This is a genomic window from Mesorhizobium terrae, assembly GCF_008727715.1.
GTDB classification, from domain to species: Bacteria; Pseudomonadota; Alphaproteobacteria; order Rhizobiales; family Rhizobiaceae; genus Mesorhizobium; species Mesorhizobium terrae.
Map to the genome: position 1 here is coordinate 769,923 of NZ_CP044218.1, position 16,088 is coordinate 786,010.

The 16,088-nt window shown below is 61.7% G+C and carries 15 protein-coding genes and 1 pseudogene; 10 read left to right on the forward strand and 6 right to left on the reverse strand.

Annotation, left to right across the window (positions count from 1 at the left end; genetic code table 11):
- Nucleotides 1-127: 127 nt before the first annotated feature.
- A complete protein-coding gene (locus FZF13_RS04795; protein ID WP_065997599.1) occupies nucleotides 128-1,606 on the reverse strand; it encodes an aldehyde dehydrogenase family protein in 1,479 nt (492 codons plus the stop codon).
- On the reverse strand, nucleotides 1,606-2,709 hold the full coding sequence (locus FZF13_RS04800) for a mandelate racemase/muconate lactonizing enzyme family protein (RefSeq protein ID WP_065997601.1): 1,104 nt from the start codon (nucleotides 2,707-2,709) through the stop codon (nucleotides 1,606-1,608). Before FZF13_RS04800 ends, FZF13_RS04795 begins: the two co-directional genes overlap by 1 nt.
- A 144-nt stretch (nucleotides 2,710-2,853) precedes the next feature.
- On the opposite strand from FZF13_RS04800, the gene pdxR reads away from it, so the two are divergent.
- Nucleotides 2,854-4,350 carry a MocR-like pyridoxine biosynthesis transcription factor PdxR gene (gene pdxR / locus FZF13_RS04805; protein ID WP_210271000.1) on the forward strand — a complete coding sequence of 499 codons (1,497 nt, stop codon included), beginning with the start codon at nucleotides 2,854-2,856 and terminating at the stop codon, nucleotides 4,348-4,350.
- 7 nt (nucleotides 4,351-4,357) lie between these two features.
- On the opposite strand, the gene FZF13_RS04810 is transcribed toward pdxR, so the two are convergent.
- Nucleotides 4,358-5,926, reverse strand: a complete 1,569-nt coding sequence (locus FZF13_RS04810) for a GMC family oxidoreductase (RefSeq protein ID WP_245317493.1) — start codon at nucleotides 5,924-5,926, stop codon at nucleotides 4,358-4,360.
- Between FZF13_RS04810 and FZF13_RS29255 the strand changes: the two genes are divergently transcribed.
- The 7 genes from FZF13_RS29255 to FZF13_RS04835 all read left to right on the forward strand — a co-directional run bounded on the left by FZF13_RS29255 (nucleotide 5,819) and on the right by FZF13_RS04835 (nucleotide 11,412).
- Nucleotides 5,819-6,211: a hypothetical protein gene (locus FZF13_RS29255; protein WP_245317497.1), complete on the forward strand. Its 393-nt coding sequence runs from the start codon at nucleotides 5,819-5,821 to the stop codon at nucleotides 6,209-6,211. The genes FZF13_RS04810 and FZF13_RS29255 overlap by 108 nt on opposite strands.
- A 937-nt stretch (nucleotides 6,212-7,148) precedes the next feature.
- A complete protein-coding gene (locus FZF13_RS29405; RefSeq protein ID WP_280939930.1) occupies nucleotides 7,149-7,280 on the forward strand; it encodes a hypothetical protein in 132 nt (43 codons plus the stop codon).
- Between the two features lie 154 nt (nucleotides 7,281-7,434).
- Nucleotides 7,435-8,100 (forward strand): response regulator, encoded by a 666-nt coding sequence (locus FZF13_RS04820; protein WP_065997604.1) that lies wholly within the window; start codon nucleotides 7,435-7,437, stop codon nucleotides 8,098-8,100.
- Nucleotides 8,097-9,410, forward strand: coding sequence for an ATP-binding protein (locus FZF13_RS04825; RefSeq protein ID WP_065997605.1), 1,314 nt, complete (start codon nucleotides 8,097-8,099; stop codon nucleotides 9,408-9,410). Before FZF13_RS04820 ends, FZF13_RS04825 begins: the two co-directional genes overlap by 4 nt.
- A gap of 345 nt (nucleotides 9,411-9,755) precedes the next feature.
- On the forward strand, nucleotides 9,756-10,085 hold the full coding sequence (locus FZF13_RS04830) for a PepSY domain-containing protein (protein WP_065997606.1): 330 nt from the start codon (nucleotides 9,756-9,758) through the stop codon (nucleotides 10,083-10,085).
- A gap of 221 nt (nucleotides 10,086-10,306) precedes the next feature.
- Nucleotides 10,307-10,480 carry a hypothetical protein gene (locus FZF13_RS28815; protein ID WP_167523846.1) on the forward strand — a complete coding sequence of 58 codons (174 nt, stop codon included), beginning with the start codon at nucleotides 10,307-10,309 and terminating at the stop codon, nucleotides 10,478-10,480.
- Nucleotides 10,477-11,412 (forward strand): phosphatase PAP2 family protein, encoded by a 936-nt coding sequence (locus FZF13_RS04835; protein WP_083237704.1) that lies wholly within the window; start codon nucleotides 10,477-10,479, stop codon nucleotides 11,410-11,412. The genes FZF13_RS28815 and FZF13_RS04835 overlap by 4 nt, the downstream gene beginning before the upstream one ends.
- Nucleotides 11,413-11,489: 77 nt before the next feature.
- On the opposite strand, the gene FZF13_RS04840 is transcribed toward FZF13_RS04835, so the two are convergent.
- Together FZF13_RS04840 and FZF13_RS29140 are read right to left on the reverse strand one after the other, a co-directional pair.
- Nucleotides 11,490-11,813: a hypothetical protein gene (locus FZF13_RS04840; protein ID WP_150978923.1), complete on the reverse strand. Its 324-nt coding sequence runs from the start codon at nucleotides 11,811-11,813 to the stop codon at nucleotides 11,490-11,492.
- Nucleotides 11,814-12,062: 249 nt separating this feature from the next.
- Nucleotides 12,063-12,161: pseudogene (locus FZF13_RS29140) on the reverse strand (DUF2274 domain-containing protein); the annotation flags it as partial.
- A gap of 141 nt (nucleotides 12,162-12,302) precedes the next feature.
- On the opposite strand from FZF13_RS29140, the gene FZF13_RS29410 reads away from it, so the two are divergent.
- Nucleotides 12,303-12,437 (forward strand): hypothetical protein, encoded by a 135-nt coding sequence (locus FZF13_RS29410; protein ID WP_280939933.1) that lies wholly within the window; start codon nucleotides 12,303-12,305, stop codon nucleotides 12,435-12,437.
- Nucleotides 12,438-12,543: 106 nt separating this feature from the next.
- Here FZF13_RS29410 and FZF13_RS04855 read toward each other — a convergent pair whose 3' ends face one another.
- On the reverse strand, nucleotides 12,544-15,339 hold the full coding sequence (locus tag FZF13_RS04855) for a S10 family serine carboxypeptidase-like protein (RefSeq protein ID WP_065997615.1): 2,796 nt from the start codon (nucleotides 15,337-15,339) through the stop codon (nucleotides 12,544-12,546).
- Between the two features lie 370 nt (nucleotides 15,340-15,709).
- Between FZF13_RS04855 and FZF13_RS28820 the strand changes: the two genes are divergently transcribed.
- Nucleotides 15,710-15,850, forward strand: a complete 141-nt coding sequence (locus FZF13_RS28820; RefSeq protein WP_167523847.1) for a hypothetical protein — start codon at nucleotides 15,710-15,712, stop codon at nucleotides 15,848-15,850.
- Nucleotides 15,851-16,088: the final 238 nt, after the last annotated feature.

A 16,088-nucleotide genomic window follows, 5' to 3' on the forward strand; every position in this document is an offset into this window, starting at 1 on the left:
CTCCCATTGTTGGCCCGCTTCTGATTTCGATCAGGCTCATTATTTCCAGACAACCATGCGAGGGGCGGTCCTGGTGAAAAAGGTCCACTTTCGATGAAAGATCATACCGCTTGGGCAAGAGCTTTCATCAGAGGCGGATCGTCACTGCCTTGGTCTTGCAATAGCTGGCAACGGCGATAAGCCCCTTTTCCCGGCCGATGCCGGAACGGCGGTTGCCGCCGAAGGGTGTCTCGATGCCGCCGGCAAAATATTCGTTCACATAGACCTGGCCGGCATCGACATCCCTGGCGATACGATGCGCCTTCGAAAGATCGCGGGTGAAAAGACCAGCGACCAGGGCGAAGTCGGTGCAGTTTGCCGCGGCGATCGCCTCCTCCGCGCTGTCGACGACCTGGACGGCAAGCACCGGTCCGAAAATCTCTTCCTGCACGACCGGATCGTCCCACCTGACGCGATCGAGGACGGTCGGTTCGAAGAACCAACCTTTACCGGTAGCGGGATCGGTTGTGACGTTGCCGCCAACGGTGACTTCGACGCCGCGCGCCTTGGCGTCCACCACATAAGAGGACACCTTGCGCAGATGCTCGGCCGAATTGATCGCGCCGAAATTGACGCCTTCCGACAGACCATGGCCGATGCGCAGGGCGCGGGCACGGGCGACGAGTTTCTCGATGAACTCGGCGTGGATGGAGCGTTCGATCACCAGACGCGAACCGGCGGAGCAGATCTGGCCGGCATTCTCGAAAATCGCGCCGACGACATTGTCGAGCGCCACACCGAGATCGGCGTCGGCCAACACGATGTTGGGTGATTTGCCGCCCAGTTCGAGCGTCACGGAGGCGACGTTCTGGGCTGCCATCTTCATCACATGGATGCCCGTCGCCGTGGACCCCGTGAAAGTCACATGCCGGACATCGGGGTGGGACACCAGCGGCGCGCCCGCAGCGGCGCCGGTTCCGGTCACGACATTGCAGACGCCAGGCGGCAGGCCGGCCTGAACCAGGATCTCCGCCAGAAGCAGCGCCGTCATCGGCGTCTGTTCGGCCGGCTTGACGACAGCCGTACAACCAGCGGCGAGCGCCGGCGCGACCGAGCGGCAGGCGGTCGATAGCGGATAGTTCCACGGCACGATATGCGCGGTGACGCCAACCGGCTCCTCGATCGAATAGGACGTGTAGTCCGGGCCAAGCGGGTAGGCCTTGCCCTCATGCTTGTCGGCGGCCCCGGCATAATAGTCGAAGGCTCGGGCGGAGCCCCGGACGTCGCCACGCGCCTCGGCAAGCGTCTTGCCACTGTCGAGGACCTCCGCCACGGCCAGACGTTCGGCATTCTCGCGGATCAGGGCGGCGGCTTTCGCCAGGATACGCCCCCGCCCAGTGGGTGACAGCTTGCGCCATTCGCCCTGCCCCGCCTGCTTGGCGCTGGCGACGGCATCAATCACATCGTCGGCGCCGCCGGCGGCGAATTCCGCATGGATCTCGGCGCGGCCGGGATCGAATGTCGGCATCGTCGCCCTCGAATGCGACGCCCGCCATTCGCCATCGATGAAATGGCGCGATGGCAGGAGACCCGAAGCTGGGCTGTTCGTCGCGGGCAAGGTGGCCATCACGCGGCCTCGCTCATCTGATAGCTCGATTTGGCAAGCCATTCGGGATCGACCTCGATGCCCCATCCCGGTTCGTCCGAAACGGCGACCATGCCGTTTTCCACCGTATAGGGCGATTTGACGAACAGCCCTTCCTGCCAGGGATAGTAATCGGGCCCCTCGATCGAGAACTCAAGATATTTGCCGGCGCCCTCGATAGCGCGCAGGAGATGCATGGTGAACAGCGTCACCAGCCCCAGATTTGCACTATGCGGTGTCACTGGTAGGCCTGCGGCCCTCGCCATGGCGCATACACGTAGGGTGCGGCTGATGCCGCCGAGATAGAGTATGTCCGGCTGCACGATGTCGACGGCGCGCATCTCGATCATGCGGCGCCAGGTCTGGATCTCGCAGTCCTGTTCGCCGCCGGTCACGGCAATGTCGAGCGCATCCGTGACCTCTTTGGTCTGCTCGAGTTCCCAGTAGAGGCACGGCTCCTCGAAATGCTCGATGCCATTGTCCTTCAACAGGGCGCCGACTTCGATCGCGCGCCGGGGCGAAAAGCCGCTATTGGCGTCGACGAGAAGTGCCGCCTTGTCGCCCAGCGCCTTGCGGATGGTTGGAATAATGTCCTCGGTCCGTCCCGGCCATTCGTCGACGTCATGACCGTATTCGGCAGCGACGCGGAATTTGAAGGCGTCGAAGCCGAACTGGCCTTGCAGCCGCCTGAAACGCTCAGCCTCGGCGGCCGGCGTGATATCGCGCTTCATGGACGAGGCGTAGGCCCGCAATTTGCCGGGCGTGCCGCCAAGCAGGGAGACGACCGGCTGGCCTGCCAGCTTGCCGCGCAAATCCCAGATGGCGGTGTCCAGGCCGCCCAGCGCCCGCTTCATGTAGGAGCCGGGGAATTTGTGCTCGCGCTCGATGACCCGATCGGTCAGCACATCGATATCGTCGAACGGCACGCCAAGCACATAGGGCGCGACCTGCCTGTGCAACACGCTCGACGTGATGTCGGAATTGTAGGTCGACACCTGGCCGGTGCCCTGCCTGCCTTCTTCATCCGTTATGCGAACGAAGCCGACATATTGCGTGGTGAACGTCTCGATGCGTTTGATCTTCAAGTCGGACCTCGGAAAACGTGCTGGTATCGTCTGGAACTATGAAATCGCAATGACATCCCCGGTAAGGTCCACTTTCGAAAAATCCGAAAGCCGGTTATCCCCGACGGATGTAAATGGCGGCTCTCAAACCGAGGCGATGGTCAGATGGTGAAACGGTCCGCCGGTGAGTTGCTATTCGCGATCGCCGTCGACCGTTCGCTCGACAAGTCGATCACCACGCAGGTCTACGCCGCCGTGCGGCAGTTGATCACCTCGGGCGCCTTGCCGAGCGGCAAGCGGCTGCCTTCGAGCCGCACACTCGCCAAGGAACTTGATATTTCGCGCACCACGGCATTGTCCGTGTTCGAGCGCCTGACGGCCGAAGGCCTCATCGTCTCGCGAACCGGCTCGGGTTCCTATGTCTCGAACCTCGCTGAAACCAGCAAACCCGAGCGGTCGCTGACGGTACCGCCGCCGTCAGCACCCCCATCGACAAGGCTTGCCGATATCATCGCCGACGCCTCACCGCGCTTTTTCCAGCGGTTGTCCCATCCGCACAAGCCGCGCGCCTTCATCACCGGCCTGCCTGACTACGACGCCTTTCCGCTGGCGATCTGGGCGCGGCTAACCGCCAAGCACTGGCGTGAGCCACGCGATCAGGTCATGGGTTATTCCGACGCCCACGGTCATCCCCGGCTCCGCGCGGCGATTGCCGAGCACCTTCGCGCAAATCGCGGCGTGTCCTGCGACACTGAGCAGATCTTCATCGTGAATGGCGCCCAGCAAGCGTTTGACCTCATCGGCCGCGTGCTCCTCAATCCCGGCGATCCGGTATGGTTCGAGAATCCAGGCGCCATCGGCGCGCGCAACAGCCTGATTGCCTGCGGAGCCCGTATGGTGCCGGTACCGGTCGACCGGGAAGGCATATCAGTCGAGGCCGGGCTTCGCCTGGCGCCGGATTTTCGCCTCGCCTTCGTGACGCCGTCGCACCAGCATCCGATGGGCGTCGAGATGAGCCTTCGACGGCGCGGTGAATTGCTGACCGCCGCCAACGAGGGGGGCGCCTGGATCATCGAGGATGACTACGATGGTGAGTTCCGCTACGACGGACGACCATTGCCGACCCTGAAGAGCGCAGATACAGCCGAACGCGTCATCTATGTCGGTACATTCGCGAAGACCATGTTCCCAGCGCTGCGGCTGGGATTCTACATCGCACCGAAGCCACTCGTCTCGACCTTCCAGCGCATTTCCGGCGCCTTCCTGCAGGGCGTTCCTTCGAGCATCCAGGCCGTTCTCGCCGCCTTCATCGAGGACGGCCATTTCGCCACGCATCTGCGCCGCATGCGCGACATCTATGCCGGACGGCACGCCGCCTTCCACGAAGCGGCGGGCAAGCATCTGTCGGGCCTGCTCGACGTGCGCAACTCGGTCGCCGGTTTTCATCTCGTCGGCACTTTTGGTTCGCCCACGATGAACGAAGACAAGGTCTGCGCCGACGCTGACGCCGCCGGGCTGGCCGTTTCGCCAATCGGGCGGTTCTGCATCGAAAGATCAAACGTCGACAAAGGGCTTGTGCTGGGTGTCGCCGCGATCGATCAGCGCACCATTCGCAAGGGCGTGGAGACGCTCGCTTCCGTTCTGGAGAAAAACTGGGGCTAGCCAGCGATCAGCGAGCGTCCTCGAGGATCATCGCTGCGCCTTTTTCCGCCACCATGATGGTCGGCGCGTTGATATTGCCGGATGTCACGTTCGGGAAAACCGAGGCGTCGACGACGCGCAGCCCTTGCAGGCCATGCACGCGCAGCCGCGCGTCGACCACATTGCGCCCGTCATCAGGGCCCATGCGGCAGGTGCACGAAGCATGAAACACACTGCCGGACCGGGCGCGGATATCCGCGATCAACGCGTCCTCGTCTTGCGTCGCCATGCCGGGCTTCATCTCCTCGACGATGACAGCACGCATGGCGGGCGCCTCGGCGATCCGGCGTATCAGCCGGACGCCGGCAAGCATCTGCTCCATATCCCCCGGCGCCGAAAGGTAATTCGGCTCGATGACCGGGCCGGCCTTGACATCGGGCGATTCAATCTCGATCGAGCCGCGGCTCGCCGGCCGGCAGGGCTGAATGCCGATGAAGAAACCGGGAAACGGATCAGGCAATGTGAGCCGCCGCACACCGGGCGTCGGCTTGCTGTAGCTGACCGGCGAGAAATAGAGCTGGGTATCGACCCGATCGAGCCCGGTGCTGGATTTGACGAAGCCGCCGGCCTGGTTGACGCTCAGCGACAGCGGCCCATTGCGAAACAAGACGTAGCGGGCGCCGAGCAGGAGCCGTCCCCACCAGGGACGCAGTTGCGAATTGAGCGTGCCCACGCGCGAGTGGTAAAGATAGTCGATACCCAGATGGTCCTGCAGGTTCCGACCTACCCCCGGCATGTCCTTCACCAAGAGCTTGCCGAACCTCTGCAGCAGAGCGCCGGGACCAACACCCGAATGCTGCAGCAGAACCGGTGAATGCACCGCTCCGGCGGACAGGATGATTTCCCGCCTGGCGTTCGCGATCTGGCGCACCCCATTGATTTCATACTCGACGCCGACCGCACGGGAGCCGTCGAAAAGGATCCGGGTCGCGAATGCACCAGTGACGACCTTCAGGTTCGGACGGCCCGTGACAGGGTGCAGAAAGGCTGTTGAGGAAGAAGCGCGAAATCCCTTTTTCGTACTGATCTGATAGACTGAAACTCCTTCCTGCTGCTCGCTATTATAGTCAGGCGTTTTGCGAAAACCGGCCTGCTCGGCAGCCAGCAGCCAGTCCCGGCACAGGGGGTGCACCGAAGGAGCCATGTCGGTGACATGCAACTCGCCATTGCCGCCCCGCATGATGTCGCCACCCCGCTCGAAGGTCTCTATCGACCTGAAGAAGGGCAGGACATCATCCCAGCCCCAACCGGGATTGCCGGCTTGTTTCCAATCGTCAAAGTCGTGCCGCTGGCCGCGCACAAAGACCATGGCGTTGATGGAGGACGACCCGCCGAGCACCTTGCCGCGTGGCCAATAGCTGCGGCGCCCGGCAAGCGCTTCCTGCGGCCCGGTCTCGAATTTCCAGTTCACCTTGGGATTATAGAAACTGTGGCCATAGCCGATGGGCATGCGGATCATGAAGCGGCGATCGCTACCGCCGGCCTCAAGCAACAGGACTCGATATTTACCCGACCGGGTCAAACGATTGGCAAGCACACAGCCCGCCGAGCCAGCGCCAACGACAATGAAATCAAACTCGGCCAATGTCCGCCCTCTGCAACCAGATCCGTTTCTACAGGAGCGAAACGCGCGACAAAGGAGCCATTTCAAGAAGAGTTCACAGCCAATTCGGCGATCGGCAAAGGCAACCGGGCGGTGATACTGGCGCTCGAACTGTCGCCCAAGCAACAAGGGTTCGTCGCCTCCAATACCGGGTCTTTGGCCGAGGTATGGCAGGATTACGAGGCGATCATCTATCGTTTCATGATCGATCGCCGCTAACAAGGCAAAGACCTTGGCCGCGCCGCGGTCGCCTAGGCGCTGCAGGAGATGGCGCGCCTTAGCCACATCCGCTGCGTTTCGATCTGCTACAACCGGAGAACGAGGCGGCATGTCCCTTTATGCCAGTTTCGATTTCGTCGAGCAGGGATTGGACGAGGACGACGAGCTGATGCCGTGCTCGAGTTGAGCCGGTAACGCCTTGCGCGGCCGGCCGGAAAGCACCCGCCTGCGATCGAGGCTGCCGTGGATCGGGCACTGCCGCCCTCGCGCCGCCCGGCTGCCGTCGCATTCAAGCGGGGACGAACAGGATCTTCTGCCGTCGGACAGCGCCTCCATCGCCACGCGCGAAAAGGGGGCGCGCCGCCAGCGGAGCGGGGCGCCACATCGTGCATGAATTGCCGCGATGTATAGGGCTCGCGGACCTCGCCGTATTGCGGGGTCACCCAGGAGACCCTATCTAGCCGGCGGCTATCGTCGGTTCAATTGCACATGACGACGAGATGGCCGTAGCGGTCGCCGCGCGGTCCGGCCTGTCCTACATGGCTTTGAATGGCTGAGAGCATCATCTGATCTGTTCCAACTCGCCGTTGTCATCAGGGCCGAGTTCTTCTTCTGCCGCGGATGCGTCTATGAATCCGCACATAGGCCGGGTAGAACGGACAAGAGGTCGGGGTGCAGGCTGATCTCGAATCGTCTTCCAGTGGCGTGAGCGCCTTGGAAACCGGCAGATTCGCCGATCACTGGCCTATTCACCGGTACCCCGTTCAAGCCACTGATCCTGTGTTTCGTGGACTGGGACTAACCCGTATCAATCGACCACAAGGCCCCGCCAGCAAAATCCTTGAGGAGACGTAGGTTGGAGTGCTCGGGGCCTAATTTGCGGCTAATTCGGGTGATCCAGAGCTGCGTCGATGACTTAACAGTTGAAGGAATCGACATGATTGCCGCCATCAAGATGCAGGGCACCTCAGGCGGCATCACGCTCCTCGCTCGCAATCCGGTTCCCAATGCGGCGGTCCGCAGCAGTTCGGCCACCATCGCGCAATGGCTGTTGGAACGTGGGAACTGACAGCTTTGGCGACATGCGACGAGCGGGTGTCGGCCCTGCCTGTCCGGCTCTACGAGGGCGGCGTCCAACTTCTCAGGCCGAGATGCTGGCACCTCACCCCGCGCAACAATGCCCGAATTGGGAATAGGACGCCATATTCAAATGGGGAAATTGGATGCGCGTCCTATTGATCGAAGATGACAGGATGATCGGGGCCGGCCTGTCGACGGCTCTGGCCCGTCAAGGCATGAGTGTCGACTGGGTGCGCACCGGTCCAGACGGTTCCGAAGCACTGGCCTGCGGCGGTTACACGCTTGTGCTTCTCGATCTTAGTCTCCCTGGTCATTCTGGCATCGACGTTCTGAAATCAGCCCGACGTGCCGGAATCCATACGCCTGTTCTGATCATTACGGCGCGAGACGGGTTGGATGATCGTGTCGCCGGTCTTGATGTAGGTGCCGACGACTACATCGTAAAACCATTTGAGACACGCGAGTTGCTAGCGCGAATGCGGGCGGTCCTGCGACGTCACAACGGCGCGGCGCAGTCGTTGCTGGTCGCCGGCGAAACGACGCTCGATATTGCCAGCCATGAAGTGAGCTATCTCGGAGCAACCATCATGTTGCCGGCGCGGGAGTTCGCGCTAATGAACGCTCTTGTGGAGCGGCCTGGCGCGATCTTGTCGCGTTCACAAATCGAGGAACGGATTTACGGCTGGGGCGAAGAGGTCGAGAGCAACGCAGTCGACGTTCTCATTCATTCCATTCGCAAGAAATTCGATAGGAACATTATCCGCAATGTGCGCGGCGCCGGCTGGATGGTGCCAAAGAGCCGATCATGACATCGCTGCGACGCTCGGCGCTCATTTGGATTTCCATCCTGCTGACTGGGGTCGGCCTGATCGCATTCGCCGTGTCTTACGAAATGGCCCGCCGTGAGGCCGACGATTTTCTCGACGGCCAGTTGCGTCAGATCGCGCTGAATGCTGGCGAAGGCATTTCGGACACGACGGCCTCACCTGGCTCTCATGATCGAGAAGACGAATTCGTCATCGAGATTTGGTCGCTCGCGGGGGAATTGGTCCGTAAAACCCCGTTCGTTCCGGAGATCCCGCGTATCGACCGTCCTGGATATGCCACCATCGAGGCCCGGGGGGAAGCCTGGCGCGTCTATCTCGCGCGCGATGCCCAGCGGTCGGTGCAAGTCGCTCAACGCGTCAGGGTGCGGCAGGAAATGGCGGAACTTGCCGGGCTCCAGGCCGGCGTGCCGATCCTCATTCTCATGCCGTTGACGTGGCTGTTGTTCAGTTGGTTGCTCGGGCGGTTGACGGGACGTCTGCAACAACTCGCAGAAGCCATTGCCAAACGTAGCCTCGACAGTCGTGATCCCGTGCCGGCCGCCGAGGTGCCGGCTGAGGTTCTGCCGCTTGTCCAAGGAATGAATGTGCTGACCGGGCGCCTGCAGGATGCGCTCGACAAACAGAAGCGCTTCGTCGCGGATGCCGCGCACGAACTGCGCACGCCACTGGCGGCCTTGCAGATTCAGCTCGACAATTTGAGCACGACGACACACCAAATGGCAGCGATCGGCGAACTTCATTCCGGGCTGGACCGCGCCCGGAAACTGGTTGAGCAGTTGCTGCGCCTTGCCCGCACCGAAGACGCGTCCGGCGCCCAGACTTGGGAAATGATCGACCTTTCCGCGTTCATCACGCAATGTGTCGCGGACTTCATCCCCTTCGCCGAGGAAAAGGTGATCGATCTCGGTATGGTCAAAGCCGACCCAACGACAATATCGGGCTCACGCGCCGAACTTGCATTGCTGTTCGGCAATTTGATCGACAATGCGATCCGCTACACATCTCCTGGTGGTTCGGTCGATGTGTCCGTGATCCGCACGGCTTCTGGTTTTTCGGTAGAAGTGGCCGATACAGGCTGCGGTGTGGCCGAAGCCGACATCCCCCGGCTGTTCGACCGCTTTTTTCGCGCCGCCCCGCCCGATGTCGATGGCAGCGGGCTTGGTCTTTCGATCGCTGCGGCTGTCGCAAGGCGTCATGCTCTGTCCGTCGACATCGCAAACCGGAAAGATACCAACGGACTGGTTGTGCGTGTCAGCAAAAAGACGAGCGAAGCGGGTCCCGCTCATTCCTAGGTCTCTAGCACTATAGCGCTGTTCTTCGCCGCGCGGCGAATAGCTGCCCCGCCGCAGAACGCCAGGGTGCCGCTGCGAGCGTCACAGTCTCTCGATCGAAATCCCGAACGCGGTGGCGACGGGGGCTGATCGCGCGCGTCGGCCACGAGCTCGGCGAAATCGCGCTCACTTACCCCTAAGTCTGAATCAATAGGCCTTCGCTGGTCGATCGCGGGCAGACGGCTTTCCCGCCGCGCAATACTTGGGGGCGGCGGTCTCAAGCCGGAATCTGCAGATCGACCGGTCGCGGCATTGTTTGCCGCGACCGTCAGCGACCCCGACTTAGCTTTCGCAAGGAGAATTATGATGAACACATGGAATGGATCGAAACTTGCTGCTGCGACGGCCATCGCCTTCTCGCTCATCGCAGGTCCCGCTGCCGCCGAAGAGAATGCGTCCGACAAGGCGCAGATCATGTCCTCGGCCAAGATTTCGATAGCCGAAGCCATCGCCGCCGCCGAGAAGGAAACCGGCGGGAAAGCTGTCGAAACCGACATAAGGAACAGGGACGGCAACGCGCACTTCGAAATCACCATCCAGAAAGGCATGGAACGACAGGAAGTTCTCGTCGACGGTCAGACCGGGCAGGTCGTGAAAACCGTCGCGAACGACGGCGACGAAAACGACGAAGGCTGATCAAACCAAGGAGAATGACTTGACCCGGCGCGGCCAGGAGACTGGTCGCGCTTTTTTGTGGGACACGACAACAAACGCCGTCAATCAGTGCCACGGCAACAATCAAGTCGGGCAAGCTCACTCCCTCCTAAGTGTCTCGTGGTACCGCTTGCTTGATCCGCTCGGCCACGGAGCAAGCGCCCCGGTACAGCAGGTACCGAAGCCGACACCAGAAGAACGATATGCCCACCATCAGCCTGACCCTGGCGTTCTTGATCGCCTATGTCCTGATCCGTCTGGTTGGAGCCTCGATCGGCGACTTCCTCGCCAAACCTGTCATCGCGGGCGGACCTGGCCAGGTGATGTCTCCGTCCCTTCCTTCAGCGGTCGCATATGAGCGTAGCGGAGAACAATGACGATGCCTTTGACGGAAGATCTGACCATCATTGTGTCGCTCGTGATGGCGGCCCTCGCAATGGCCTACCTCGTTGCCTTGCGCTCTATCGATGCCCTGGCGAACGCGGCTGCTCGGATTATTGAAGCCGATCGTTCCACCGTCTCCAGGTTGTCTCGACGCATTAAAGCTTGGCTGCGTGCAAAACGTCCGCGTCTGTATGGATATCTCGCCCGCCGGCTCGATCCGCGCGTCTTCTTGGGCTTGCCTTTGACGCTGACTGTACTTGCCGCGCTCTATATCGCGGCTATCTTCGGCGGATTGGTCGAAGGCGTGCTTGAAAGCGACGGCGTCGTGCGCTTCGATCAAACGGTCAATACCGCACTTACACCCTGGCGTATCTCGCCACTGATCGATGTGTTTCGCTGGGTGACCATGCTCGGTGATGGACCAGTCATCATCACCATCGCGATTGTGTTGACAGCAATTCTGTCAATTACGCTGCGTTCCGCCTTCATTGTCCCTTTGTGGGTAGTGCTGGTCAGTGCGCAGGCGACAACTTGGTTGGGTAAACAGATAGTTGCGCGCCCCAGGCCTGAGTTTATCCAGGGGGTCGTCGAGACTTCATCGTCCTTTCCAAGCGGTCACGCCACCGCCATTACGGCGCTGTTCGGCTTCCTGGCCTATGCGTTCGCTCGCGATCTGCAGTCTCTCCGCAAACGGTTCGAGATCGTCTTCTGGACGGCTGTGCTGATCCTCGCGATCGACGTAAGTCGCGTCTTCTTATCGGTCCACTACCTATCCGACGTTCTCGCCGGCAACCTCGTTGGCTGCTTTTGGCTGCTTGTGGGCTTCGCTCTCACCGAGTGGAGGCGAGCTCGCAAGCAAGGTGTGTTTGGACAGCACGCTGCCATCAAGAAAGTCGCGGCTCAAGACGGTGCCCCCCGATCATGACCGAGTGCGATCGAAACGAACGATGGACGCTTGAACGAAAGACGGATTTCGACAATGCGCGCGCCCGGGCGAACCCATCAAGCGATTGGCAATCCACCGTTGAGGCCCTCGGCAAAATTGAAGCGCGCAGCGTTTGGACAAGTCTCGCGGTGGTGGCCACCCTGCTTATCGTTGCCCTGGCTATCGCCGCGCTGTAACTCCAGCCTCAAAATGATCGCATGGTCGGACGTACAGGCAACGATCTCCGGCGCGGCGCCGGTAAACCTCGCCAGTGCCGTGCTCCTCAAGCCAGGTCCTACGTTGCCTTCATCGGACATGATCTTTTGGCCTTGCACCATCTCGGTGAGCGGCGCGTGGGACTGACCACTGCGGTCGGCCGCCTTTCTTAGCCACACATTCACCTATACGCTTGGGTTCGACTTCCTGGCGAGCGGCGCAATTCGCATACTCGTCTACTCCTCAGTCGACATGGAACCGCGGTGGTGATCGCGTCGGCGCAGGCACATTCTGGTTAGGGTTGGAGCAGTGGACAGCGGCATCCGTTTGGTCGAGCTTGGGATGCGTTAAGGGCCGATGGCGGTGCCATCATGAGCTACGCCGTGGCAATCGCGCTCTCGGATCACGTTCTATCGTCGCCAATGTTAGCTGGCTTACCACGGCCCCACTTGGCGGCCGGACAACGTCCGGCGCGCCTTCGCGAATCCGCGATCGGTTGCAACGAAGCGCCCCAGCATCGGAACGATGAGTTTCCGCAGGCGCCACAGGCTCGCCACAAGAGATTCGAACAGCGCGACTATTGACACCGGAGATGTCCGCTTTTGGGAAACAATTTGGACCGTACGAATGACCGACATAAGGGCGAAAGCAGAGCCGCGGCTACCTCGAGCCCGATGAAACTGGCGCCAAGCACGACCGCGCGGCGCGCAGTGGCAGCGCGGCTCAAGGGCGACGACGGCGTTGAAGGTGACGCGGCGCAGGCCGTCGAAGTCGTCGAGGCGAGCTTTCACAAGCGGCTCAGCAGGTAACCGCTGAGCCCGCTCTCCCGAACTACGGTCTGGTCACTCGGCAAGTGAGGAAATCAACCACTGAAAAGGCTTGAGGGTCGCGCCGGCTCTCGAGATGATTGCTGGTTCAAATAGCCCTCGTTGGATTTCGGTGTCGGCCGCGCACCGCGTGCGCTGTTGGGGCCAAGGGTTTGTTCGACGCCTCGAACAGTCTGGCCAGTTTGTTTGCAATGGGAGTGCCAATGCCGGTGCACGGGTCTGGGCCGATGCGGGCGCGGTAGTAGCCGTTGTCGCCCTTGGTGATGTCGTTGAAGCAGGTCTGGTTGAGCCAGAGCTTCGGCGTCACCATGCCGAGTTTGCGCCCGAAGGCCGCGAACAGCCCGGCATAAAGCGGCGCCACGGCGCTGGTGCCGCCAATCACCTCCTGCTGGCCGTGCACGAAGACATTGTAGCCCGTATAGGGATCGGCATTGGCGGAGACGTCGGGCACCATGCGGCCCGGCCCGTGCGGCGCCCCGGCCTGCCAGGCCGGCATGGGCTGGAACAGTTCCGAGAAGCCACCACCGGTGCCGGAACCTCTCGGGTTGCCGGGGTCGTCGTTCCAGACGGTTTCCTCCGCATTGGCGCCGTGCGGCTTCATGGTGCCGCCGCAACCCACGGAGAATGGGCTCGAAGAAGGCAGATCGACATTGGCCGGGTCCGCGCCGCCGTCTGAGGAATCATTGTCGCCCGATGCGGCGAAGACGATCATGCCCGCCTTGGCCGCCGCCTCGGCCGCCGCATTCAGCCTGCCCGGGTAGTCGACGCCGGACGCCGTGGCCGCCGCCCTCCAGTTGGCCTCGTCGGAACCCCACGAGATCGAGCAGACATCGCAGCCGTCGGCCGCGGCGGCAGTGATGGCGGTCGCCATCGCATTCCAGTCGGTGGCATCGGCCCAGTAGACGCGGATGCTCGCAGCTTCGCCTGTAGCCACGGAATAGGCAGCGGCGGCAACTTGGATGTCGAGCGCGACCTCGCGGTCGGGATCGGAGGCCTGGTTGCCTGAATGTTTGTTCGGGTCGTTGCGGCCGGGGCCGACCGGTACGTCGATGATGGTCGGCGCGGGCAGGCCGGTCGAGCGGAAATAGGTGTCCATGTCCTTCTGCACCCAGCCGCCGCCGAGCTCGATGATGGCGATAACACCGCCACCGACGAGCCCTGTCGGCCACGAGTAGGCCTTGCACAGATCAGGCACGCTCCATGGTTCGGCGCCGGCGGCGGCTGGACGAAAGGCGCCAGCGCCACCGCCCGGCAACTTGAAATAAGGCCGGACGACGTTGGGCACCTCGCGCATCAGAGCCGCCCTCGCAAGAAGGCTTGCACGGCGCACGGAGACGGCCTGGTCGTACATGACTGCCAGGTCGGCTTTCATGGCCGTTCGCGAGCCGCCGTCGAGATAGATCATGTGGCCGGAAGGGTAGTTCCTGATGGTCAGGTTGCCGCGCACCTTGACGTCCGCGAGCGGCATGGCGTCCAGCGTCAGCCGGGTCTGGAAGAAGGGCGTCACCGAATCGTAATAGCCGTTTGCCGAGAGCACCAGCAGGCTCGGATTGGCGGCCATGGTGGCGGCGAGGTCGCCCGCCGTATAGAGCGTCGGGTTGCCCTGACCGTCAGGCTTCTGCACCGCGCCCGTCGGGTCGGTGTGGCTGAAATCCCAGAACTGGAACGCCTGGTCGTTGAGGTCGACGAAGTTCGAGGTGGCGGTAAACTTCAGATCGTTGTTGAGATAGCTGTTCCACATGGTGGTGTAGACGCCGCTCACCGCCACCATGGTGGGGTCGTTCATGCCGCCGTCCGGCGACACGATGGCCGCGATCCCTGTGTCTATACCCGTCACCCGCCCGTCATAGGCGCCCAGCGCCACGCCCTGGTCGCGCAGCAGTTCGATCAGGAAAGCGGAATGGCCGAGCCGGTCGGCCGCCTCGACATTCAGCCTCCAGGCGTCGAGCATGCCGGCGGGAAGGCCTAGATAGCGCCTCAACGTCTCCACAGCCGCAGAGTCCGCCTTGGGAAAAGCCTGCAGCGCCTGGGTGTAGGGACCCTGCGCGAACTGCGTTACGGTTTCCATGAATGAAGCGAGGTCCGGCGGCTGCGGCTCGATGCCGGTCTTCTTGTGAAACCACGCGTCGGCGGCAAACGTAGGCATCAGTCCGGCCGCGTTGGAGAAATTGGCGGGATAGTCGAGCACACTGGACTGCAGCGTGATGCCGTTGAGGTCGATGCCATCCTCGTGCAGTAGCCAGGCAAGCACGCAACTGCGGGTTGTGCCGTAGGATTCGCCGAACAGAAACCGCGGCGAGTTCCAGCGGTTGAAGGCGCTCAGATAACGCTTGATGAACTGCTTGATTGAGACGGCGTCCTGGTCGACGCCCCAGAAGTCGCGGTTCTTGAACGGTGCGATCGCCGCGGAATAGCCGGTGCCCACCGGGTTTATGTAGACGAGGTCGCTGCGGTCGATCAGGCTGTCGGGATTGTCCTCCATGGCGTAGGGCGGAGGCGGCGTGAAGCCCGGCATGCTGGTTCTGATGCGCCTGGGCGCGAAGGAGCCGAGCAGCAGGAACACCGACGACGAGCCAGGCCCGCCATTGTAGAAGAATGTCACCGGACGGGTGGTGGCATTCATACCGTCCGCCGTGAAGGCCACGTAGAAGAACTTTGCGGCGGGCTTCGAGCTCGACGGATCGACGGTGACGAGATGACCGGCAATGGCGGTATAGGGAACGGCAATCCCGTTCACCATGGCCACGTGGTGGGTGATTGCGGCGTTCTCGGTCGCGTCTGCAAGCGCGTCATCCGGCCCGGCCCCGTAGGCGGTGATGTCGAGGAACGGCTGATCTGGCTCAGGCTGGCCAATGCCCAAGCCGTTGTTGATCGTCTTCGCCATCGCCGGCCTCCAGAACCTCGAGTTCACATCCGCCGACACCGCTCGGCTGCCCCTCCCCCAGGCCAATGTCCTTCCGGCCAAATTTGTTAAATTCTTTTTCTATACTTCCACAATTTATTGAAACTGACGCAATACTCTACGCTTGTTTAGAAAGACCGACAAGTCTTGAACTCGGAAGTGGCCCAGTCAGTTCGACCCCACGTTTGCCAAGGAGCACGGGGCGCCCACCAAGCGAAGCGTGAATTTGAACACCTACGACGGTTCGGTTCATTCCAGGGCGGCTCATCATAAACGCATTCGCGAATATGAGATTGCCTTGGTTGTCAGCCTTCAACGGCCCTGTCGATGCATGTTTGGCTAGGAGGCAAAAATGGAACAGCTTCACAAGCTGCGGGGCATTTCCGACGAGGAGTCGCTGAAAACTGTCACCGACAAGCGCGCCGCCCAGCACCGGAAATCAGTACCGACCATCTTCGCGAGGCGCAGTGGGAAAGGTACGACCAACCTTTGATCCCCGGCTCGCCATGGCTGAAGTCTGCTTATGAGGAGTGCCAAAGGCACCTCGAATGTTGAAATGAAGGCGCAAAGCCGGCATGTGCAACTCAACGCTCCAGTTGGGGCTTGAATTCACCCTCTAACTAAACCTGCAAAAAATCGTATGGTGCGCGGGTTGCGATAGCCTGGAGGATAGCAGGCAAAATGGAGAGCCAATCCACGGACGGCAACTGGTGAGCTCGCCGAGGCCGAGG